Raw genomic sequence first — 22,335 nt, forward strand, 5'->3', positions numbered from 1 at the left:
AGATATGAAAAAAATAATTAATAAGTCCGTATTCATAGTGTCTTTATTGGTGCTTTCTAGCACTTTCACTAATTGCTCAGATGATTTTTTAAAGCCAGACCCTCTTTCTGAGTTTAATCCAGAAAATGTGTTTTCTACTGTTAGTGGACTTGAAGCCGCTTTAGCTACATGTGATTTAAATCTTAGACAATATTATACTTATGTTAGTACAACGGATAATCCTCCTATTGTAACAGAGATGATATTTTCTGATATAGCTGTTATAGGTGCGTCAGGAGCGACTTACGTTAATGATTTTTCTATCGATGTAATAACCCAATTGGTACCTGATGGAAAGAATGATTCTGGATGGACTAATCGTACTGCATATTTTTGGGTTTGGGGATTCCAAGGTATTAAATATGCAAATACAGTTTTGGAAAACCTTCCTAAAATAGCAGGAGTAGATCCTGAAATACGTGATAAAATGTTAGGTAGGGCATATTTTCATCGTTCATTTGTCTATTTTAATTTCCTTTTTCAGTTTGGAGATGTTCCGTTACTAACGAAGGTTCCTTCAGCTCCGAAGTTGAATTATAAATCTACCAAGAGAGAAGTTATTTTGGACATGATTACTTCAGATATGGAGTTTGCTGTGGAGCATGTTCCAGCAGTTGCTGAGAAGGGAGGAATGATAACTAAGGGAGCTTGCCGACAATTATTGATAAAATGTTATTTAGCTAAAGGTGAATTTGATAAAGCTATAGAGCAAGCTAATGAATTGATAGATAATTCTGGATATGCTTTAATGAAAGAGAATTTTGGAACATTTATTAATCCAATGCCTGTTGAGCATCCGATTAAACGAAATCCGATATGGGATTTACATCGTCCAGAAAATAAGGTGATTCCAGAAAATAAAGAGGCAATACACTATTTGGTGAATAGTGAAGATTATGTAGCTAGTAGAGTTCGAATGAACACCATGCGCAATGCTGTACCTTTTTGGGCAGGTGGAGGAACTACAGGAATTCAGACACCAGATGGAAAGATTGGTATGGATATTAGTTGGGAATATTTTGATTATCGTAAAGCTTTTGGGCGAGGAATTGGTATGATACGTCCAACTTGGTATAGTGAACATTCTGTTTGGCTAAATGATCCTACAGATTTACGTCATGATGTAGAAAGTGGAAACTGGATGGTGATGGAAAATTTGAAATATAATAACCCGGCTTTATTCCAGCAGAATAATCCTTGGGCTGGTAAAAATATTCGTAAATGGGATGGGGATAGATTGTTGTGTAAAGATACATTAACTAACTGGTTTGAATGGCCCCATTATAAATTATGGATTGAATGTCCTGAGGCCGAATCTTCTACTTCTTATAATGGAGGTGCTGCCCATTGGTATTTTTATCGTTTAGCTGAAACTTATTTATTGAGAGCTGAAGCTTATTTTTGGAAAGGAAATTTGGAGAAAGCAGCAGCTGATGTAAATGAAGTACGTAAAAGAGCACGTTGTACAAAGCTTTTTACTGCAGCTGATATGAATATGGGAGTGATTATGGATGAGAGAGCTCGTGAGTTATTTTTTGAAGAATTTCGTCATACAGAATTAAGTCGTGTTTCTTATATATTTGCAAGGACCGGTAAGCAAGATGAATTTGGAAAGAGATATACTGTTGATGGTTTATCAGAAGATAGCTATTGGTTCCAAAGAATTGACAAATATAATGATTACTATAATAAGAAAGTGACTCCAAATACAAGTATGCCATATACAATTGCACCGTACCATATTTATTGGCCTATTCCTCAAAAAGATATTGATTTAAATATAGTAACACCTTTACGGCAAAATAAAGGTTATTCAGGGTATGATCCTAGCATTAAATCAATTGATAATCTTCAGGAGGCATTAGAGGAAGAAATGAGATAACATAAAGAGAATCATTTTCAGCAAAGTGCAAAAATATTTTGCTGAAAATGATTCCATTTTAAATATAGTAGATCCTAGCATGTAGAATATGAAAATATATTATTATTTTTTTTGTGTGATATTAAGTTGTCTGTTTTTAGGGTGTAGTATGAAACCTGATCGGGCATTTCTAGAAGAGAGTTTTCAAAATCCTCCAGAGTCTACAAGACCTGCTATTTATTGGTATTGGATGAATGAACATGTTTCAAAGGAGGGTATTACTAAAGACTTGGAGGCTATGGCTCGAGTTGGAATAGGAGAAGTCTTTATTGGTAATATCTATGAGGGGGGAACCCCTGGGAAATTAAAGACATTAAGTCCAGAATGGAAAGAATGTATGCAGCATGCAATAAAAGAAGGTACGAGATTAGGGATTGATATTAGTTTATTTAATTCCCCAGGTTGGAGTCAATCTGGTGGGCCTTGGGTGAAACCTGAGCAATCTATGCGGTATTTAACGTATGTTGCAGCTACAGTGAAAGGGGGAAAATTAATACAGGAGGTGTTACAACCTTCGGATACAACCTTTCAGGATGTAGCAGTATTGGCATATCCAAAGATAAATGACATTTGCTTAAAACCTCAATCTGTTTATTCAAATTGTAAATCCACCTCCTTAAATTCTTTGTTTGATGTAGATTTGAAAAGTCAATGTAGATTCGATAATCGTCGTCTTGATTCTTTAGTGATCGACATTGTGGCTGAGGATTCTTTTGCTGCAAGAAGTTTGTTAGTTTATCCTACAGGTAAAGGATTTAATACAACCTGTAAATTGCTGAAGAAGTCGGGAAATGAGTTTAAAATGGTAAAACAATTATTTTTTGATCGATCAAATACTAGTTTGCAGTTGGGACCTACTCCTGATGGACCTTTGGCTATGGCATTTCCTCGTGAAGTAGCTAAGGAGTTCAGAGTAGTATTGACAAATCTTCCTGAAAATTTTGAGTTGAGAGAAATTAGTCTGTCTTCGGCTGTGAAACTAGAAAAATTTACGGAGAAGTGGTTAAATAAACTGCCGAATGTTACTACCCCGCAATGGAATACACATGTATGGGATAGTAATGCGCAGTCAAACCAGGTTGATTTTGTAACAGAAAAAGATGTGATAGATATTTCATCTTTCTTGGATAATAATGTTTTGACATGGAATGCTCCTGAGGGAGAATGGAATATTCTTAGAATTGGAATGGTACCTACTAGAACAACTAATGTTCCTGCTGCCCCTGTTGCTACTGGATTAGAGATAGATAAGATGAATAAGAATGTATGTCAGTCTCATTTTGATGCTTATGTTGGTGATATTATGGATGGTTTGAGCAAGGATGAGTTAAGATCTTTAAAGAAGCTTATAGTAGATAGTTATGAAGTAGGCCCACAAAACTGGACGGATAATTTCCGGGATATTTTTAGGGCTTCTATGGGATATGATCCACTTCCTTGGCTTCCAGTTTTGACCGGAGATGTGATTGGTTCTGAAGAAGAATCAAATCGTTTCTTATGGGATATGAGAAGAACAATAGCTAATCAGATTGCTGAACAATATGTGGGAGGTTTAAAGGAAGTGGCCCATAAGCATGGACTTGATTTGTGGCTTGAAAATTATGGACATTGGGGGTATCCTTCTGAATTTTTATATTATGGAAGTTTCTCAGATTATGTGGGTGGAGAATTTTGGGCTAACTCTGGGCCTTCACCAGAATGTAAATTAGCTTCATCTTCATGTCATATCTATGGGAAAAATAAAGTATATGCCGAGTCTTATACAGCAGGTGGTAAGTATTTTGAACGAACACCAAGAGATTTAAAGCAAAAAGGAGACTGGAGTTATACTCAGGGGATTAATCAGGTAGTAATGCATGTATATATACATCAACCATATGAAGATAAAACACCAGGAATTAATGCTTGGTTTGGGATTGAGTATAATCGTAAAAATACATGGTTTGAGCAATCTAAATCTTGGATTGATTATCAGCGCCGTTGTTCCTTTATGTTACAGCAAGGGCTTCCTGTGAATGATGTTTGCATATTTATTGGAGAAGATGCTCCTTCGATGGATGGATGGAAAGATAAGTCTATGTCATCTGGTTATTCTTTTGATTTCATTAATTCAGATGTAATCTTAAATCGGCTTACAGTGAATGATGGAAAATTATGTTTACCTGAGGGGGTGGAATATTCTGTGATGTTATTGCCTCCTTTGTCCACTATGCGTCCAGAGGTTTTAAGAAAAATAGAAGAATTAATAAGTGAAGGAGCCGTAATTGTAGGAAATCCTCCTGTGAAGTCTCCAAGTTTATCTGGATACCCTGAGTGTGATGAAGTGGTGAAAAGTATAGCTCATAAGATATGGGGGGCCTTAGATGTTTCTAATCAGAAGCCTATTGTAAGAAAAGTTGGTAAAGGCAAGGTGTATTGTAATGTGCCTGTAAATGACGTATTACGAGAGGAAGGAGTTGTTGAAGATTTGAAGTCAGATGTAGAAACCTTACATTGGACACATCGTAAGCTAGAACATGGTGATATTTATTTCCTGACAAATCAAGGGCAAGAAAAAATACAGACAACAATTGAGTTTCGGGTAAAAAATAAATTACCAGAATTGTGGAATGCACTTGATGGAAGTAACCGTAAGTTAGCTTCTTTCCAGAGTAATGAGACATCTACTAAGGTACCTGTTGTTTTAGATGTAAATGAAAGCTGTTTTATTGTATTTTTAGATGATGGTAAATCACAAAATGGAATATTGGCATTTGATATGAATTATCCACAGAAAAACGTGGTGCAGAAGATTCAAGGTCCTTGGAATATACATTTTGTAAATAAAGATTTGAAACAGGATTTTAAGGTTTGTACAGATTCATTGTTTGATTGGAGTAAATCAGAAGATGATAGAATTAAGTATTTTTCTGGAACGGCAACTTATGAAACTTCATTTATACTATCAGATAAGCAATCGAAAGAGAAGTATTTTCTATCAATAGATACGCTTATTGCTATAGGACATGTTCGTTTAAATAATAAAGATATTTCTACGCTTTGGACAGAACCTTATTGTGTTGATATCTCTTCTTTTTTGCGGGAAGGAAGTAATTCTTTGGAAATTATTGTTTCAAATTCTTGGGCTAATCAATTAATATATCAGTCTGCATATTCTATAAATGAAAGAGACACATGGATTTCGGTTGATAACATTAAGTCGACTCAAAAGTTACTACCTTCTGGCATTATTGGGGATATATGTTTATTAAAAGCCTCAGATTGATTGACTGTATTTATGGTTAAACGAGAAGAAAATTTAGTATTTATGTATTCTAGAAGATTAGGATTTATAATAAATATATTATTGAGTTTATTCAATTTTATTTATGGATATTCTAATAATAGGATTGACTTATCAGGCTTGTGGTCTTTTTCTACAGATAGTGTGGACTGGAGTCGGAATATATATTTACCAGGGTCAATGACTTCTAATGGATTAGGAGAAGATATTTCAATTAATACAGATTGGACAAGTGGTATCAGTGATTCTTCTTATTTCTTTAAACAGAAGTATGCCAAATATCGTAGAAAAGGGAATATAAAAATCCCTTTCTGGTTGCAACCGATGAAATATTATAAAGGAAAAGCTTGGTATAAGAAAGAAGTGATTATACCGAGTGATTGGAAAGGAAAAGATATTTTATTCTTTTTGGAACGTTGTCATTGGGAAACTCGATTATGGGTTGATGGAGAAGAAATAGGAATGCAAAATGCACTTGGTGCTCCTCATCGTTATGACTTGACTGGAAAACTTTCTACCGGAAAACATGTATTGGTTTTATGTGTAGATAATAGAATTAAGAACATAGACCCGGGAAATAGTTCACATAGTCTTGCGGATCATACTCAAGGAAATTGGAACGGTGTGGTAGGTGATATGTTTTTAGAAGTTAGACCGAAAGTAAATATTTCTTCTGTTAAGGTTATGCCTGAACGTTTGCATAAGAAAGTCAATGTGTTGGCTTATCTAATGAACCGTAATAATAAAGATGCCAATGTGGTACTGGAAATAGTGGTAGGTAATGAAAAGGCATGGCAACAGTATACATTGAAACCGGGTGAGAATCAAGTGATGGTATCGCTGACAATGAAAGGAAATATCAAGTGCTGGGATGAATTCTCTCCATTCTTATATGATTTGAAGTTGAGTGTGAAGGATAATAAGACTGGTGAGATAAATGTATATATAGATCGTTTTGGATTCCGTGATATAAAGATCGTTGATCGTAAATTGATGATTAATGATCGTCAATTATTTTTGCGTGGTACATTGGAATGTGCTGTGTTTCCGAAAACTGGTTTCCCTGCTACAGATGTGAAGTCGTGGAAAAAGATTTATACAGCCTGTCGGCGGCATGGATTGAATCATGTGCGTTTTCATTCTTGGTGTCCACCTAAAGCTGCTTTTGTTGCAGCAGATGAATTGGGAATATATTTGGAGATAGAGTGTTCTTCTTGGGCTAATTTATCTACTACGATTGGTGACGGAAGCGATTTAGATTATTTTATTTGGGAAGAAAGTAAACGTATTGTTCGTGAGTTTGGGAATCACCCTTCATTCTGTATGATGATGTATGGAAATGAGCCAGCAGGTAAAAGGTGCTCTGCTTATTTGTCTAATTTTATATCTTTTTGGAAGGAATGTGATGGACGCCGTTTATATTGCTCCGGAGCAGGGTGGCCTAATCTTCTGATTAATGATTTTTTGAGTGATCCTACACCACGCATCCAAGGGTGGAAACAAGGTTTGAATAGTATTATTAATTCACAACCTCCAAGTACCGACTATGACTGGTCAGAATACATCGGACGTTTTCAGCAGCCGATGGTGAGCCACGAAATCGGGCAGTGGTGTGTATATCCCAACTTCAAGGAAATGGCCAAATACGACGGGGTGATGCGTCCGCGTAATTTTGAGATATTCCAGGAAACACTGGCTGAAAACGGTATGGCACATTTGGCTGACAGCTTCCTGCTGGCTTCCGGAAAATTGCAGGCGTTGTGTTATAAGGCCGATATCGAAGCTGCTTTGCGTACAAAAGACTTTGGTGGATTCCAGTTGCTGGGCTTGTCTGATTTCCCGGGGCAGGGTACGGCTTTGGTAGGAGTGCTCGATGCGTTCTGGGAAGAAAAAGGCTACATACGTCCGGAAGAATACCGTCGTTTCTGTAACAGTACGGTACCATTGCTGCGTTTGCCGAAACTGATTTACACCAACCAGGAAACGGTGAAAGGAAGTCTGGAAGTGGCACATTTCGGAGCTGCTCCGCTGGAGGTGACTTCTACTGCCTGGACCCTGAAAACAAAAGAAGGAAAGACAATCGCTTCGGGCAAGCTGGCACACCAGCCGATAGGTATTGGCAACTGTATTCCGCTGGGACAACTGGAGATTCCATTGGATAAGGTGGACGTCCCTTCATGCCTGACACTGGAAGCTACATTGGGAGATTACGCCAACAGCTGGCACATCTGGGTATATCCTGCTGCGGTACAGAAAGTAGCTGATGAAGCACAATTGCTGATGACCGACCGTCTGGATACAAAAGCGTTGCAACGTCTTCAGGAAGGTGGCAACGTACTGCTTTCTTTACGGAAAGGCTCCTTGCCTGCCGAAGCGGGAGGTGAAGTAGAGATAGGGTTCTCCAGTATCTTCTGGAATACATCTTGGACGTTGGGGCAAGCACCTCACACGTTGGGTATCCTGTGTAACCCTGCTCATCCGGCACTTTCAGAGTTCCCTACAGAGTATTACAGTGATTATCAGTGGTGGGATGCTATGAGTTATTCTAGTGCTATAGAAACAGCAAAGATTGATAAGAACCTTAAACCAATTGTGCGGGTTATTGATGACTGGTTTACTAACCGTCCGTTAGCTTTGTTATTTGAAGTTAAAGTGGGTAAAGGAAAACTGCTCGTATCGGGGGTTGATTTCTGGCAAAATATGGATAAAAGGGTGGAAGCAAAGCAGTTATTATATAGTTTGAAAAAATATATGTGTAGTGATAATTTTAAACCAATTTTAAATGTTTGTCCTCAAAGTTTACTTGTATTGTGATTGCTGTTCTTTATTTATGGATAGAGATTATTTTCTTATTTGAGATGGTATAAACTGTATGTTAAACTTTATCAGATAAATATACCTATAGAGAGAAGAAATATCGGTGGAATTCATAATGTGATGAATAGATATACAAAACCGTCTGCATGCTTTGAAAAAATCAAGATCCATGCAGACGGTTTTTTATATCTGAGCCGGAGAATCAGCCTTTATAATCTCCGTTTGCCTTAATCAGCTCAATCAGTTTTTCTACAGCCTGTTCTTCCGGAATGTTCTTTTCAATACATTCCTTCTTTTTGTACAGACTGATTTTGCCTCTTCCGGCACCTACATAGCCATAGTCGGCGTCGGCCATCTCACCCGGACCGTTGACGATACAGCCCATGATGCCGATTTTCAGTCCCTTGAGGTGAGCCGTAGCAGCCTTGATGCGGGCAATGGTCGATTCCAGGTCGTACAATGTACGTCCACAACCCGGACAAGAGATATATTCAGTCTTAGAGGTGCGGATACGTCCTGCTTGCAGAATACCGAAGGCGGTTTCGTCCACTTTCAGGTTGCTGATTTGGTTGCCGTGGTTGTAGAGCAGGATACCGTCGCACAGGCCGTCGATAATCAAGGCACCCATGTCGGCAGCCGACTTGATTTGCAAGTCCTCTGTTTCGGTTTCCTGGTAAAGCTGGAAGAATACCAACGGGTTTTTCAGTCCCTGGTTCATCAGCTGGTGTGCCAATGCACGGAACTCACCTAAGCGGTTGTAGTGGTTGCTTTGAGCCACGATGACCACTTCCGGATGCAGACGCAGGCAAGCCATTACCTCTTCATTCAGTCCTAAATAAGAAGTAAAGAGGAATTTCATTTTTGCCGGATGGTGATGAAGTTCAATCAACTGCTGGTAGTTGAAAGCCGGATAGGTGTGTTCGCTGCCGTCCCAGGCACAGGCATCCACAATGTAACCGATGTCCGTTCTGCAGTTTTCGGGCAAGCGTTGGCCGCAGTACAGGTAGTCGGGCTTGAACTGTTCGCTTACTTCCAGGTCGTTGTTCAGACGGGCTGAGATGACTACCGGAAGCTGGTCGCCTCCGATGTTACCTACGGCTACGGTTTCTCTTCGGCTGGGGTGCGTGTAGTTGAATTCCGGAGCTTCGGTTGCTGGAATGTAGGGATGTCCTTCGCGTTTCAATACATAATCTACCAGTTTGCGGGCTACGGGAATTTCTGCTTCGGGCGCTTCACTCAGTGATACGCGGATGGTGTCACCCAGTCCGTCGCACAGCAGGGCACCGATACCTAAGGCTGATTTGATACGGCCGTCTTCTCCGTCGCCGGCTTCTGTCACTCCTAAGTGGAGCGGGAAAGCCATGTTTTCTTTTTCCATCTGTTCTACCAGCAGGCGGACGGTGCGTACCATGATGACCGTATTGGAAGCCTTGATAGAGATGACCACGTTCATGAAATTCTGTTCCACACAGATGCGCAGGAACTCCATGCACGATTCTACCATGCCTTCCGGAGTATCTCCGTAGCGCGACATGATGCGGTCGGACAGCGAACCGTGGTTCACTCCGATGCGGATGGCTGTGTGATTTTCCTTACAGATGTTCAGGAAGGGGATGAAACGGTCGCGTATCTTCTGGATTTCTTTTGCATACTCTTCATCCGTATACTCCAGTTGCTTGAAGGTGCGGGCAGCATCTACATAGTTGCCCGGGTTGATACGTACCTTCTCAGCGTACAAGGCCGCTACCTCGGCTACTTTTGGGTTGAAATGTACATCGGCCACTAAAGGAGTCTGGTATCCCTGGGCACGCAGAGATGCATTGATATGCTGCAGGTTCTCTGCTTCACGTACTCCTTGTGTGGTGAGACGTACGTATTCTCCTCCCGCCTCAATGATACGCTTGGCCTGTTCCACACAAGCTTCAGTATCCATGGTGACGGTATTCGTCATACTCTGTATACGGATAGGATAAGCGCCACCCATAGGAGTGGCGCCTACATATACCTCGTTCGCCTGTCGGCGAGAATAGTTGAAGTAATTCATTCAGTTAGTTTGTCTTATAAGCGTATTTGACTTCTTTCAACTCTTCGTTGGCTTTTACGATTTTGTTTTTCAAACCTTCCTTGTAAGCTGCAAACTTTTGAGCCAGTTCTGCATCGCTCAGGGCCAGCATCTGTACGGCCAGGATAGCAGCATTCATGGCACCGTTGATGGCTACTGTAGCCACAGGTATCCCGGGAGGCATCTGGATGATAGAGTAGAGTGCGTCTACACCGTCGAGTACAGAACTTTTTACAGGCACTCCGATAACCGGAAGGGTGGTGTTGGCTGCAATTACTCCCGGCAGTGCAGCAGCCATTCCGGCAGCCGCGATGATTACCTTGATGCCACGTCCGGCAGCTTCTTTCGCAAACTTCTCTACTTCAGCAGGAGTGCGGTGAGCCGACAAGGCATTCATTTCAAACGGGACTTGCATTTCATCGAGCAGCTTGGCGGCCTTTTCCATTACTGGAAGGTCAGAAGTACTGCCCATAATGATACTTACAATTGGTTTCATTCGTTGTTTTTATTTTAGTTATTCGTTAATAATCTCTTTGTAGCCTGCAGCGTCCAGCAGATCGTCCAGTTCGCTGGCATCCGTAGGTTTCAGCTTGATAATCCAGCCTTCGCCGTAAGGATCCTGGTTTACCAGTTCCGGATGTTCTTCCAGTTGCGGGTTGACTTCCAGAATCTCGCCTCCGATGGGGAGGAACAGGTCTGAAACTGTTTTCACTACCTCGATGGTACCGAATACTTCGCCTTTATCCAGCGTTTCACCTTCTGTGGTTACGTCGATGAAAACGATGTCGCCCAGCTGTTGCTGTGCATAGTCTGTGATACCTACATAGGCAGTGTCGCCTTCCAAACGAATCCATTCGTGTTCGTTGGTGTACTTAATGTTAGTTGGGAATTCCATATTGAATAAATTTAAAGTTTAAGATAATCAGTTTTCAAATAAACAAAATTCCCGTGATACCACAAAATAAACCGACGAAAAACCCGCCTGTCACTTCATTTAAAGTATGTTGCTTGACGATGATACGGGCTGAACCTAACATGCCGGCAAGCAGGATGAAGAAGCATAGCCATTCTACCGGATTGAACTGGAAGATGAAGCTGTAGGACAGCAATCCGCCTACCATCATGCCGCTGCTGGCCATGTGGGTGCTGATTTTCCAACGTGTATTGATGGCTGTGCAGATGACCATGCAAATCAGGGTCGCTACGATGATGCCGCTCATATAGCGTGGCAGGTGTATGCGATACATCGTCAGCAGGCAGGCCATGTAGCTCAGTATGGTCATTCCGTAAGGGATAAAACGCTTTTCGCGGTGTCCCAGTTCGTGGAGTGTCCAGCCGTTGATTTTCTGAAACAGATAGATGCCCAGCATTGGTAGCAGGATGGTGAAGCAATACACCAGCCCTAAGACTGTCAGTTTGTACTGCAGGGGCATGATGTTCAGATAAGTAAAGAAAAAAAGTAGGCAGAATGCCACAAACGGTACCATGAACGGCGTAAAGATGAGTGATACGATGCGGGCAGTCATAAACAGGGCATCGCGAGGTTCCCCAGCATGGCGGGGAGCCGGTTCATGATAAGTCAGTTCATCGGGGATACTGGTTTCTTCCATATCAATATGTTATCTTCTTAATCTTGCTACGGGGATATTCAGTTGCTGGCGGTACTTGGCCACAGTGCGGCGGGCAATGGGGTATCCTTTTTCCTTCAGCATATCGGCCAGCTCATCGTCAGTGTAAGGCTTTTCCTTGTTCTCACTGGCCACGCATTCTTTCAGGATGCGCTTGATTTCACGGACGGACAGTTCTTCGCCGTTTTCGGTCGTGTAGCCGTCGCTGAAGAAGAATTTCAACGGATAAATGCCGTAGTTGGTCTGTACATATTTGCTGTTGCTCACACGAGAGATGGTGGAAATGTCCAACTTTGTACGTTCAGCCACATCTTTCAGAATCATCGGACGGAGCAGCGACTCATCCCCTTCTTCGAAGAACGGGCGTTGCAAGTCGATGATGGCCTGCATGGTGCTGAGTAACGTCTGCTGGCGTTGTTTCACGGCATTGATGAATCCTTGTGCCGCATCTACCTTCTGCTTGAGGAACATCAGGGCATCTTTTGATTCTTTGCTCTGGTTCTGTTTGTTGCGGGTGTGTTCGTCCAGCAGTTCGGTAAATTCCCGGCTCAGTCGCAGTTCCGGCACGTTCCGGTTGTTGAGGCTGAGGTTAATCGTGCCGTCGTCTTCCGTCTCTACCAGGAAATCAGGGATAATCTGTTGCAGGTTTTTCCCGATGGCTTCTCCCATGGAACTTCCCGGTCGCGGATTCAGCTTGGTCAGTTCGGCGGCAGCCGCATTATATTGTTCTTCTGTAATATTCAGTTTCTGAATAATCTTGTCTTTATTCTTGCGGGTGAACTCCTCGCAACACTTTCCGATGATGTCCAGTTCAATCTGCTTGAGCGGAGAATCTTCTTTCCGACGAATCTGGATGAGCAGACACTCTTGCAGACTTCTGGCACCGATGCCGGCGGGGTCAAAGTCCTGAATCACTGAAAGCACATGCTCTAGCTCTTCTGCGGAAGTGTAGACTCCCTGGTAAATAGCCAGTTCATCGAGAATCGTTTCAGTGGATTTACGCAGCAGTCCGTCGTCATCGAGAGAGCCGATAAGGTATTCACCTAATTGCTTCTGTTCTGGAGTAAGGTGTTGCATGTCGAGCTGCTCTTTCAGCGTTTCGTAGAAAGATACGTTGTCCGAAAAAGGAATGTCTTCCGCCCGGTCTTCTTTGGAGCGGTTGTTCTCCTGCAATTTGTAATCCGGAATATCGTCTTCGGTGCGGTAATCACCCAGTTCGATGTCCTCACCTGAATCGGTATTAGGTTCTCCGTCTTGGTCAGTCGTATTGTACTCATCGTTGAGGGCATCGGAAGCGTCGGAAGTTTCTTTTCCTTCTTCGAGTGCCGGATTATCCAGCAATTCAGCGTGAATCCGTTCTTCCAACTCCAGAGTCGGAAGTTCCAGCAACTTGACAGCCAGTATCTGTTGAGGAGACAGGGTCTGTACTTGTTGTTGTGCCTGTGTCTGTACCTGACGTGAACCTTGTACCATTTTTATTGTTGTCTTGAGTTAACAGCGTGCAAAAATAATAATTAAAATGAACTTCAAAGAAAAAGGCAAAATTTTTAATATTGGAAACTGCTGCCTCCTAAGAACTCTCGTAGCAGGGAAGTAGGGGGCAATTCCTTATCTTGTACGGAAACAAAATAGTTCAGGAAGCGGAGCAGACGGTGTGCTTCGGAGTATTCCGGACAACGGTTGGGCACCTTGCGCAAAACGGGTTCCACGTAATCCTTTAATACAGCCAGTTCGAACAGCAGGGCTGAGTTGAACATGGCATCGGCATTTTCCTGATAGGGGAAAATCCATTTTTCTTCTCCGGCGCGGACACTTGGCCAGCGTGCGATGGTTTCCTCGGCCGAGTAGTTGCGGTATTTGTAATCGCGGATGATTCGTCGCAGCAGACGGTTGTCGGTTGTCGGGATGTAGTTGTGGTTGTCCAGCAGAATAGTAGTTAGTGCTGACACATATACTTTGTATTTGTTTTCGTTGGGTATGTGCGGAGTCAGTGCCGGATTCAGTGCATGGATACCTTCAATAATCAGTATCATGTGTTCATCTATCCGGAGCTTCTTACCGCTCATTTCTCTTTTTCCGGTGGTAAAGTTATAGCGTGGCAGTTCCACCTCTCCTCCGTTGAGCAAGGTAGTCAACTGTTCTTCGAAGAAGGGGAGGTCTACGGCATACAAGGATTCGAAGTCGTGTTTGCCGTTCTCGTCTAGCGGGGTATCGTTCCGGTTGACGAAATAGTCATCCAGTGAAATGGGATAGGGCTTCAGGCCGTTGGTCATGAGCTGGATACTCAGTCGCTTGCTGAAAGTGGTTTTTCCAGAGGAGGACGGACCGGAGATAAGCACGAGCTTTACCCGTTTCCCGTCTTGGTTGCGGTGGGTAATTTCATCCGCTATTTGGGCTATTTTCTTTTCCTGCAAGGCTTCCGATACGTTAATCAGGTCGGTGGCATGTCCGTGGTTGCAGGCCACATTTAAATCGCCTACCGTACTGATGCCCAGAATCTGGTTCCAGCGGTGATATTCCTGAAACACTTCCAGCATTTTTTCCTGCTTCACCACCTCTTCCAGTTTGGTCGGGTTTTCCCGGCTGGGGATACGCAGCAACAGTCCGTCGTAGTATTTCACAATGTCGAACAGGCGGATGTAGCCTGTACTGGGTACCAGGCTGCTGTAATAACAGTCCACCGTGTCGCCCAATTGATAGTAGTAAGAATAAAGCTGACCGTAAGTGTCCAATAGTCGTGCCTTATCCATCATCCCCCGTTTTTCGAACAGACGAACCACTTCCTCCGTGTGACTTTCAGTGCGTGTGTAGGGAATATCGGCCGCGATGATTTCCTGCATTTTCTGTTTGATGCGCTGCACATCATCCAGTCCGATGGTACGGTCAATATGCAGTTTGCAGAAATATCCCTTTGAGATGGGATGTTCCAGCGAAATACTACCTTGCGGATAGAGTTCTTCTACCGCTTTGACCAGGATGAAAAAGAGCGAACGGACATAAGTTCGCATGCCGGAAGAACTGGTAATGTCAAGAAATTCAATATCTTTATTGTAGTACACCCGGAAGTCGAGACTCTCTACCTTATTGTTGACTTTGGCGCTGACCGGACCGTAGGGCATGGCCAGATTAAAACCGTTATAAATATCCAAAAGTGAGCTTCCCTCCGGGAATTCTCTTGTCGAATTATTATTTTTGCAATATATTTGTAGCATAAATGTAATATGTGTTACTAACCTTGTGAATAGGCAGTTAATTTACTCATTAAACAATTAAAAGCCTCTTTCCAACTTAACTAATTACAAATGGAATATTCTTTTTATGATTTTTTAGCGCTTCTTGGATCACTGGCGCTGTTCCTTTATGGAATGAAAATCATGAGTGAGGGACTTCAGAAGTTTGCGGGCGACCGCCTTCGTAGTATTTTAACCGCAATGACCACAAACCGTGTGACGGGAGTGCTGACAGGTATGTTGATTACCGCTCTGATTCAGTCCTCTTCGGCTACAACCGTAATGGTGGTCAGCTTTGTAAATGCCGGCTTGCTGACACTTTCTCAGTCTATCGGGGTGATTATGGGAGCGAATATCGGAACCACGGTGACGGCGTGGATTATTTCAGCTCTCGGTTTTAAAGTAGATATATCTGCATTTTCTCTGCCGCTTCTGGCGATTGGTATTCCACTGCTTTTCTCTCAAAAAAGTTCACGTAAATCTGTCGGTGAGTTCATCTTCGGGTTTGCTTTTCTGTTCATGGGATTAAATCTGCTGAAAAGCAATGCGCCCGATTTGAGTCATAATCCTGATATGCTGGCCTTTGTCCAGAATTATACGGACATGGGCTTTTTCTCTGTCCTGCTGTTCGTATTGATTGGTACGCTGCTGACCATGATTGTGCAGGCTTCGGCGGCTACCATGGCTATTACGTTGATTATGTGTGCCAACGGATGGATTAGTTTTGAACTGGGAGCAGCTTTGGTATTAGGTGAGAATATCGGAACTACCATTACGGCTAACCTGGCTGCGTTGACTGCTAATACGCAGGCACGCCGTGCAGCTTTAGCTCATCTTATGTTTAATGTTTTCGGTGTGCTTTGGGTACTGATTTTATTTAAGCCTTTCCTGTCGATGGTAGACTGGATTATTTCTGACTTTATGAACGTGAGCGAGGCAGACGGAGTGGCTGTATCTTTCAAATTGTCTGCTTTCCATACTTGCTTCAATGTGTGCAATGTGCTGCTTCTGATATGGTTTGTACATTTTATCGAGAAAACGGTTTGCAAAATTATTCCTCAGAAGGAGCAGGAAGAAGAATACCGTTTGCAGTTCATTACGGGCGGTATGCTTTCTACGGCCGAATTGTCCATCCTTCAGGCACGGAAAGAAATCAATCTGTTTGCTGAGCGTATACAGCGTATGTTCCGCATGGTACGTGACCTGTTGCATACGGAGAATGAAAATGATTTCAACAAGTTGTTCAGCCGTATTGAGAAGTACGAGAATATCAGTGACAACATGGAAGTGGAGATTGCCAATTACCTGACATTGGTATCGGAAGGTAGACTAAGCTCTGAAAGTAAGGTACAAATTCGAGGTATGCTCCGCGAAGTTACAGAGATAGAAAGTATTGGTGACAGCTGCTATAATTTGGCTCGTACCATCAACCGGAAGCGTCGTGGAAATGAGGACTTCACGAGTGCACAATATGAACACATCGCACAAATGTTTCAGCTGACAGACGATGCTCTGACACAGATGATTGCTCTGGTGAAAGATGTGCATCAGCAGGTAGATGTCAACAAGTCGTTTAATATTGAAACGGAAATCAATAACTATCGTAACCAGTTGAAGATTCAGAATGTGATTGACGTCAACGAAAAGAAATATGATTATCAGATGGGTGTACACTACATGGACATTATCGCCGAATGTGAGAAGTTAGGCGATTATGCAGTGAATGTGGTAGAGGCCCACCGGGATGTAAAGGAAAAGAAAGCCTGAAAAAAGAACCTCGACGTTCCCTAAAATTGGATAGGAACGTCGAGGTTTTTTGTATCAAATTGGAATATAAAAGCAAGGTTCCTGATTATTTAAAAACTTGCTTCATTGGGCGACCAATCCATGCTTGTGGCTGTTTGAGTCCAAAGATGTAGGCAATGGTAGAGGCCGTGTCGAACTGCATCATACATTCTTTAAATTCTCCGTATTGTTTTACATTCTTACCTGCAATGATAAAGGGGATTTCCATTTCTTGCAAGGTTTTTCCTCCATGTCCTTTCTTGATACCTCCGTGGTCGGCTGTGAGTATGATAATGGTGTCATCATAAATGCCGGCTTTTTTGATAGCTTCTACAATGCGTCCTACATAAGTATCCAGTTCCTCGAGCTTTTGATAATAAGCTGGAGTGTCGTGCCCGTCGTGGTGCCCTGTATGGTCAAGCTGATCAAAGCAAACAGCAAGGAAAGTTGGTTTCTTGTTCATAATATATGTTTCGGCCATACTGCATAGCAAGTCGGGTTGTTTGTCATATCCGATAGCCTGTGCATAATGAGTAATTGCCAATGTGTCAACCAGGTATTTGATACCTTCCCATTCATACATACATCCTGTTTCAGCGTTTGGCTTTGCTTCTCGCAGAACAGAGTATATGGTCGGAAAGATTCCGTGTTCGTTAGTAACCATGGATGGTATTTCGGGGGTGCGTGATCCCCATTCGGTGTAGCCATGGATTTCAGGGCCTGCTCCATTGAACATGGAAGCCCAGTTTACCGCAGAAGAAGATGGTAATACGGAACGTTTTTTTAGGGTGTAGCATCCTTTCTGCATCACCTCTTTAATGTGAGGAATAGAGGCTTTAGGTACACTGTAAGCACCCCATCCGTCAATGCCAATCATAACTACATGCTGAGCTTTCCATTTGGCAGCCTGGCATGGAAAAACTGCTGTAAAAATCAGACAGCTTAGAATAAAAAATAGTTTTCTTTTCATATTAAATAACATTATAATAATCAGATTCCCGTATCCACCGGATTCTTGTCTGGGAATAACGGACTGTATAGTATAGTACGTTTCAGTATTTGAAGTTTTCCATCCTTCACGAACTCTTCTCCGCGTTCAGACAAATGACTGATCATTGCCTGGCGAAGTTCCTGTAATTTTTTGCGATATTTCTTTTCATGTACCACATTCTTCAATTCATGAGGGTCATTTACCAGGTCAAACAGTTCTTCTTCTCCGGTATGGAAACGCCATACATATTTTATTTTACCGTCAGTCAGGGCACACCAGTAATTATCCGGACTATAGCAAGTGGCATGTTCCAGGTCGATGTATGTACGCCATGTTTCCCCTTTCATCAGACGGAACAGAGATTGTCCGTCCATGTCATTAGGAACTGTACCACCGGCAGCTTCCAGAAAAGTGGGAAGTAAATCGCGAAGTTCAACCGGTGCATCTATTTTTCCTCCTTTATCAAACTGATATCCAGCGGGCCATTTCACAATATAGGGGATGTGTACGGAACCTTCATAAGGATAAGTCTTGCGCCAGTGGAAATGGTCGCCCAGCATATCGCCATGATCTGATACGTAACAGATGAGTGCATTGTCATACATACCTTCTTCTTTCAAGGCTTCGATTACTTTCCCGATTTCTTCATCAATGAAAGTCACATTGGCGTAATAGTGACGGCGTGAGTTCTTTGCATATTCTTCACCAAAGTTTCCGAAGGCAGCATCCTTGGGGGTATCTTCTACTTTTGTCAGACGGGCATAGTCTTTCTTTTTGCACCACTCTCCAATGAATGGAGCCGGTACGTCACGTCCTTTGTATAAATCAGACAGACGCTGGGGCGGATCATACGGACTATGCGGGCGGGCAAAAGAAACCTTCAGGAAAAGAGGCTGTCTGTTGCCCTTCTTATGGTTATGAATCATTTCACAGGCCATCTCTCCGGTCCATACGGTAGGATGAAGTTTTTCGGGCAGTTTATATTCTGCTGCGCCATGGTCATTCCATCCGATACCTGTACTGTCTGGGTTAAGTCCCGGAGCCTGCATCTGAAACCACAGGCGGTAATCGCTGATAAAGTCTTTTGTTTCTACGCGGCCGCTTTCATCGACGAGTGTACCATGGAATCCATGTAATGCTTTTTGCGGGAACCAGTGCATCTTTCCGATGCCGAAAGTAAAATAATTCAAGTCGCGTAACATTTGGGGCATTTCATAACGGTACTGGCTGCCTACTCTTCCATATCCCAGCATGCCATGATGCCAGGGAGACAGGCCTGTGAGCAGACCGGAACGGGCCGGTGTACTGCTGGGAGCAGAGGAGTAGCCGTTAGTAAACAAGGTACCATCTTGCGCCAGTGCATCCAGATTCGGGGTGATGACGGAGGGATTACCCATGCAGTTCAGGGCGTCACCTCGATGTTGGTCCGATATTATCAGGATGATGTGTGGCTGTTGCTGGGCCATAAGGGCATGAGGAAGACTGCATGCTCCTGTGCCCAGTATGATTGCGGAAGAGAAAATTCGGTTCATAATGGATTGGTGAAGTCTTTTTATGGTATAAAGATAATAAAATGAGGCTGCACTTCAAAACTTTCATTTGTAAGTACAGCCCCTATAAAAATAAAATGTAGATATCAGATTGCATGGTCTGCTTCTACTTGTTCTCCATTCCATGCTTTTAATGAAGTCCAGGGGGTAAAGTTTGCGCTCCAGAATGAATCTGTAGATGGTAAGCCTAATGCTACAAATCCAAATGTACATAAGTAAGTGCTTCCTGTATTGATGTATGTTTCAGACATTCTGATTTGACTTCCTGCGAACCCAATACGTAGCCATCCTTTGGCATCAAATGTATGTGGGGCGTTGAACTGGCGTTTAATAACTGTAGTAAGTGCACATCGTACTTGTGCAGGTGTTACAGTTTTAGGAAGTTTATGTAATAATGCAGCATGGGACAATGCGTGGAAAGCTCCTACTCTGTAAACAATGGAGCGTCCGATAACAGGATATGCTCCTTCTGGTGAGATTAATCGTTCTTGTTGTTCTGCGTAGCGGGTGAAACGTTTTATTTGTGTGGGTAGGAATTCGGCTCCTTTTACGTGGTGTTTTTCCATGATAAGGAGTGTCTCGGTCAGCATGGGGTGAATGACAAAACTGTTGTAATAATCTGCATGATATTGTGGCCCATCTCCATAAGTTCCGTCTCCTACGTACCATTTGTCACGAAATGTTTCTACGCCGTGTAGTAGCCTGTCTAGTTCACATTCTCCTGTAAGCTCAAGTAAAGTAGCTTCTATCGTGGATGCGAAAAGTAGCCAGTTGCTATTGAAAGGTTTAATACAGCGTGTTCTTTTTAACTCAGTTATTAAGTTGGTCTTTGTCTCTTTATCTAGATTTCCCCATAGCTGGGTTGGAGCTCTTAATATGCCTAGGGCTAGAAAAGCTGCATCTACTAGAGGCTGATAGGGAGTTTTAAAATTTAGGTAGTCAGCTGACTTTGGATTAACGGCATTCGATAAGGCCTTGAGTGTAAGGTTTATATATTTGCTTCTTAGTTTCCCCTCTTCTGTATTGTCCGGTCCTAGTTCCAGCCAGGGAGCAATACCACATATAGTTCGGCCGAAAGCTTCTAGATGAGAAAACTGATGTCCTCTTTTAGGATCCAGTGATTCTTGTGGCATATTGGTCTTCAATGTTTCATTAGCTAGATTAGTCAGTACTGGATCACAGATTTTAACTAATGTGTTGACCCATATCTTTCGTTCCTCATTTCCAGATTGTGATGATGAGTCGTAAGATGCATGTACGGATGATGTAAAACATCCTAACAGGAGAAATAAGAATAATTTGAATTGATTAGTCATGTAGCTGCAAAAGATTAATGTTTGATTATAGACTAAAAAATCTCCTTACAAGAAATTTCCTGTAAGGAGATATTGATAGAAGTATAGTGATTAATAACCTGGATTTTGAGGGAATTCAGCTCCTGTATTTAGGTCTATGATATACTGAGGAATTGGGAGAAGTAGATGGTGCTCATCCATGTGAGCAGAATAGCTGTTGTATTTCTTTACCCGTTCCAGCCATTTACCTGTTCTAGCCAATGTGAATCTGCGTAATTCTTCTCCAACAAGTTCACGTATGCGTTCGTCTAGTAGGAAATCCATGGTAGCCTGACTTTCGGAAATTTCTGTAGCGCCTGCACGTTTTCTTACTGCATTGATGGCTTCTTTAGCTCCTTTAGTATCACCTAACTGGATACAAGCTTCTGCTTTCAGCAGATAGGTTTCAGCTAAACGGAATTTCATACGGTCTTTATTGTTTCCTTCGTATGTTAAATTATCTGCTTTTCCATAAAAGAATTTGGTTATTACTGGATAAATTTGATTTTTTTCTCTTGTTTCTTTTGTAATAGGAGCCTCTTTTCCCACTTTATCAGGGTATTGAGGGTCATTGTAGTACCAATGACGTTTAATATTATATTCTGAATTACGAATGTCATTTGCATCGTAAAAGTCAGTTTGATCTTCAATCCACCAAGTTAGTGGAACTATTTGTGCTAGTCCACGCCCACCTAAAGAGTCTGCTAGAGTGAATCCTTCTAATTTATCCCAGTATCTTGGATTCCATGCACGACGTGTCCAATCATCATAAGCACCACCTCCTCCATCTGTTTGATATTCATATTGCATTACCCAAATAGACTCCATGTTACCGGAAGTCCTATTTTGATTATTTTCAATAAACATGTCATGGAAAACATCTCCTGGCTTATCTTTTTCTGCTCCGAAACGTTCATTCTGTTGCATTAAGTGGAAGTATGGGCTTGTTATGACCTCATCGGCTTTAGTTTTAGCTTCCGTGTATAGCCCTGCCATCAGATAGACTTCGCTTAACAGATGTTTTGCTGCCCATGTAGTAAGTTTACCAGTTTCTACCTTGTCTGGGTTTTCAGGTAGATTTTCTTCTGCGAACTTCAGATCATTAATCATCTTTTCCAATACCTCAGCTTTGGGAGTGCGGGTAAAGTCTGTACGATAGTTAGTTTCAATGGTTTCTACATAAGGAACGTCACCATAAAGATAAACTAAATATCTGTAAGCATATGCTCTGAAAAATCGGGCTGTAGCTTGATACAGCGCTTTGTCTGTATCATTATCCCAATTTGTATTGATATCTGCATATTTTAATAACTCATTGGCAGATGAAATCAAGCCATATCCCCAGTTCCAATATGATACAACGAATGTTGTAGAAGGGGTGTAAGATAAAGATTCAAAAGGCTTTAATGAACCATCCATCTGTTGGCCTTGATGTACTATATCAGTAGCGATTTGGAACATTTCGTAAGGGCATGCTTGACCCTGTGAAGTTGTAGCTTCTCCCCAGGTGTTAAATTCAGAACGAGCCCATCCGTATAGTCCTGTAGCAGCAAGCTCAAAACCATAGCTACTAGTATATGTATTATCTGGACCTAATGTGCTTTTCATTTCTTCATCTAGAAATCCAGAACATCCTGTACTTATTAGTGTGACAGCGGATAAAGCCGCTGATATAATAATATGTTTCATGTGTTT

General features: G+C 42.2%; 14 protein-coding genes. 4 read left to right on the top strand and 10 right to left on the bottom strand.

The window, feature by feature from the left end; genetic code table 11:
• Positions 1-4: 4 nt before the first annotated feature.
• From BACPLE_RS16945 to BACPLE_RS16955, 3 genes are all read left to right on the top strand, one after another.
• On the top strand, positions 5-1,921 hold the full coding sequence (locus tag BACPLE_RS16945) for a RagB/SusD family nutrient uptake outer membrane protein (protein WP_007564185.1): 1,917 nt from the start codon (positions 5-7) through the stop codon (positions 1,919-1,921).
• 148 nt (positions 1,922-2,069) lie between these two features.
• Entirely contained in the window at positions 2,070-5,225 is a 3,156-nt protein-coding gene (locus tag BACPLE_RS16950) for a glycosyl hydrolase (protein ID WP_007564187.1), read from the top strand.
• Between the two features lie 42 nt (positions 5,226-5,267).
• Complete coding sequence (locus tag BACPLE_RS16955; RefSeq protein WP_148374556.1) at positions 5,268-8,057, top strand: sugar-binding domain-containing protein; 2,790 nt, start codon at positions 5,268-5,270, stop codon at positions 8,055-8,057.
• A gap of 205 nt (positions 8,058-8,262) precedes the next feature.
• Here BACPLE_RS16955 and BACPLE_RS16960 read toward each other — a convergent pair whose 3' ends face one another.
• From BACPLE_RS16960 to BACPLE_RS16985, 6 genes are all read right to left on the bottom strand, one after another.
• Positions 8,263-10,104, bottom strand: a complete 1,842-nt coding sequence (locus tag BACPLE_RS16960; RefSeq protein WP_007564191.1) for a 4-hydroxy-3-methylbut-2-en-1-yl diphosphate synthase — start codon at positions 10,102-10,104, stop codon at positions 8,263-8,265.
• A 4-nt stretch (positions 10,105-10,108) separates the two neighbouring features.
• Positions 10,109-10,618 carry a 5-(carboxyamino)imidazole ribonucleotide mutase gene (gene purE / locus BACPLE_RS16965; RefSeq protein WP_007564192.1) on the bottom strand — a complete coding sequence of 170 codons (510 nt, stop codon included), beginning with the start codon at positions 10,616-10,618 and terminating at the stop codon, positions 10,109-10,111.
• Between the two features lie 18 nt (positions 10,619-10,636).
• The gene (gcvH, locus tag BACPLE_RS16970; RefSeq protein ID WP_007564194.1) at positions 10,637-11,017 is read right to left on the bottom strand and encodes a glycine cleavage system protein GcvH; all 381 of its coding nucleotides are present in this window, start codon (positions 11,015-11,017) and stop codon (positions 10,637-10,639) included.
• Between the two features lie 34 nt (positions 11,018-11,051).
• Positions 11,052-11,648: a hypothetical protein gene (locus tag BACPLE_RS16975; protein WP_050792127.1), complete on the bottom strand. Its 597-nt coding sequence runs from the start codon at positions 11,646-11,648 to the stop codon at positions 11,052-11,054.
• A 93-nt stretch (positions 11,649-11,741) separates the two neighbouring features.
• A complete protein-coding gene (rpoN, locus tag BACPLE_RS16980; RefSeq protein ID WP_007564198.1) occupies positions 11,742-13,223 on the bottom strand; it encodes an RNA polymerase factor sigma-54 in 1,482 nt (493 codons plus the stop codon).
• Between the two features lie 74 nt (positions 13,224-13,297).
• Positions 13,298-14,971: a nucleoside kinase gene (locus BACPLE_RS16985; RefSeq protein ID WP_185150565.1), complete on the bottom strand. Its 1,674-nt coding sequence runs from the start codon at positions 14,969-14,971 to the stop codon at positions 13,298-13,300.
• A gap of 81 nt (positions 14,972-15,052) precedes the next feature.
• Between BACPLE_RS16985 and BACPLE_RS16990 the strand changes: the two genes are divergently transcribed.
• Complete coding sequence (locus tag BACPLE_RS16990) at positions 15,053-16,747, top strand: Na/Pi cotransporter family protein (protein ID WP_007564203.1); 1,695 nt, start codon at positions 15,053-15,055, stop codon at positions 16,745-16,747.
• A gap of 85 nt (positions 16,748-16,832) precedes the next feature.
• Here BACPLE_RS16990 and BACPLE_RS16995 read toward each other — a convergent pair whose 3' ends face one another.
• The 4 genes from BACPLE_RS16995 to BACPLE_RS17010 form a co-directional block, all read right to left on the bottom strand.
• Positions 16,833-17,735 carry an alkaline phosphatase gene (locus BACPLE_RS16995; protein ID WP_040313368.1) on the bottom strand — a complete coding sequence of 301 codons (903 nt, stop codon included), beginning with the start codon at positions 17,733-17,735 and terminating at the stop codon, positions 16,833-16,835.
• Positions 17,736-17,755: 20 nt separating this feature from the next.
• Entirely contained in the window at positions 17,756-19,288 is a 1,533-nt protein-coding gene (locus BACPLE_RS17000; RefSeq protein WP_040313369.1) for an arylsulfatase, read from the bottom strand.
• Positions 19,289-19,392: 104 nt separating this feature from the next.
• Complete coding sequence (locus tag BACPLE_RS17005; RefSeq protein ID WP_007564209.1) at positions 19,393-20,622, bottom strand: DUF2264 domain-containing protein; 1,230 nt, start codon at positions 20,620-20,622, stop codon at positions 19,393-19,395.
• A 90-nt stretch (positions 20,623-20,712) separates the two neighbouring features.
• A complete protein-coding gene (locus BACPLE_RS17010) occupies positions 20,713-22,329 on the bottom strand; it encodes a RagB/SusD family nutrient uptake outer membrane protein (RefSeq protein ID WP_007564210.1) in 1,617 nt (538 codons plus the stop codon).
• Positions 22,330-22,335 lie beyond the last annotated feature (6 nt).

It is taken from the genome of Phocaeicola plebeius DSM 17135 (genome assembly GCF_000187895.1).
Taxonomy (GTDB): domain Bacteria; phylum Bacteroidota; class Bacteroidia; order Bacteroidales; family Bacteroidaceae; genus Phocaeicola; species Phocaeicola plebeius.

Coding starts and splice junctions, on each gene's coding strand:
- BACPLE_RS16945 (WP_007564185.1), top strand. CDS start 5: ATGAAAAAAATAATTAATAAGTCCGTATTCATAGTGTCTTTATTGGTG.
- BACPLE_RS16950 (WP_007564187.1), top strand. CDS start 2,070: ATGAAACCTGATCGGGCATTTCTAGAAGAGAGTTTTCAAAATCCTCCA.
- BACPLE_RS16955 (WP_148374556.1), top strand. CDS start 5,268: ATGTATTCTAGAAGATTAGGATTTATAATAAATATATTATTGAGTTTA.
- BACPLE_RS16960 (WP_007564191.1), bottom strand. CDS start 10,104: ATGAATTACTTCAACTATTCTCGCCGACAGGCGAACGAGGTATATGTA.
- purE (WP_007564192.1), bottom strand. CDS start 10,618: ATGAAACCAATTGTAAGTATCATTATGGGCAGTACTTCTGACCTTCCA.
- gcvH (WP_007564194.1), bottom strand. CDS start 11,017: ATGGAATTCCCAACTAACATTAAGTACACCAACGAACACGAATGGATT.
- BACPLE_RS16975 (WP_050792127.1), bottom strand. CDS start 11,648: ATGACTGCCCGCATCGTATCACTCATCTTTACGCCGTTCATGGTACCG.
- rpoN (WP_007564198.1), bottom strand. CDS start 13,223: ATGGTACAAGGTTCACGTCAGGTACAGACACAGGCACAACAACAAGTA.
- BACPLE_RS16990 (WP_007564203.1), top strand. CDS start 15,053: ATGGAATATTCTTTTTATGATTTTTTAGCGCTTCTTGGATCACTGGCG.
- BACPLE_RS16995 (WP_040313368.1), bottom strand. CDS start 17,735: ATGAAAAGAAAACTATTTTTTATTCTAAGCTGTCTGATTTTTACAGCA.
- BACPLE_RS17000 (WP_040313369.1), bottom strand. CDS start 19,288: ATGAACCGAATTTTCTCTTCCGCAATCATACTGGGCACAGGAGCATGC.
- BACPLE_RS17005 (WP_007564209.1), bottom strand. CDS start 20,622: ATGACTAATCAATTCAAATTATTCTTATTTCTCCTGTTAGGATGTTTT.
- BACPLE_RS17010 (WP_007564210.1), bottom strand. CDS start 22,329: ATGAAACATATTATTATATCAGCGGCTTTATCCGCTGTCACACTAATA.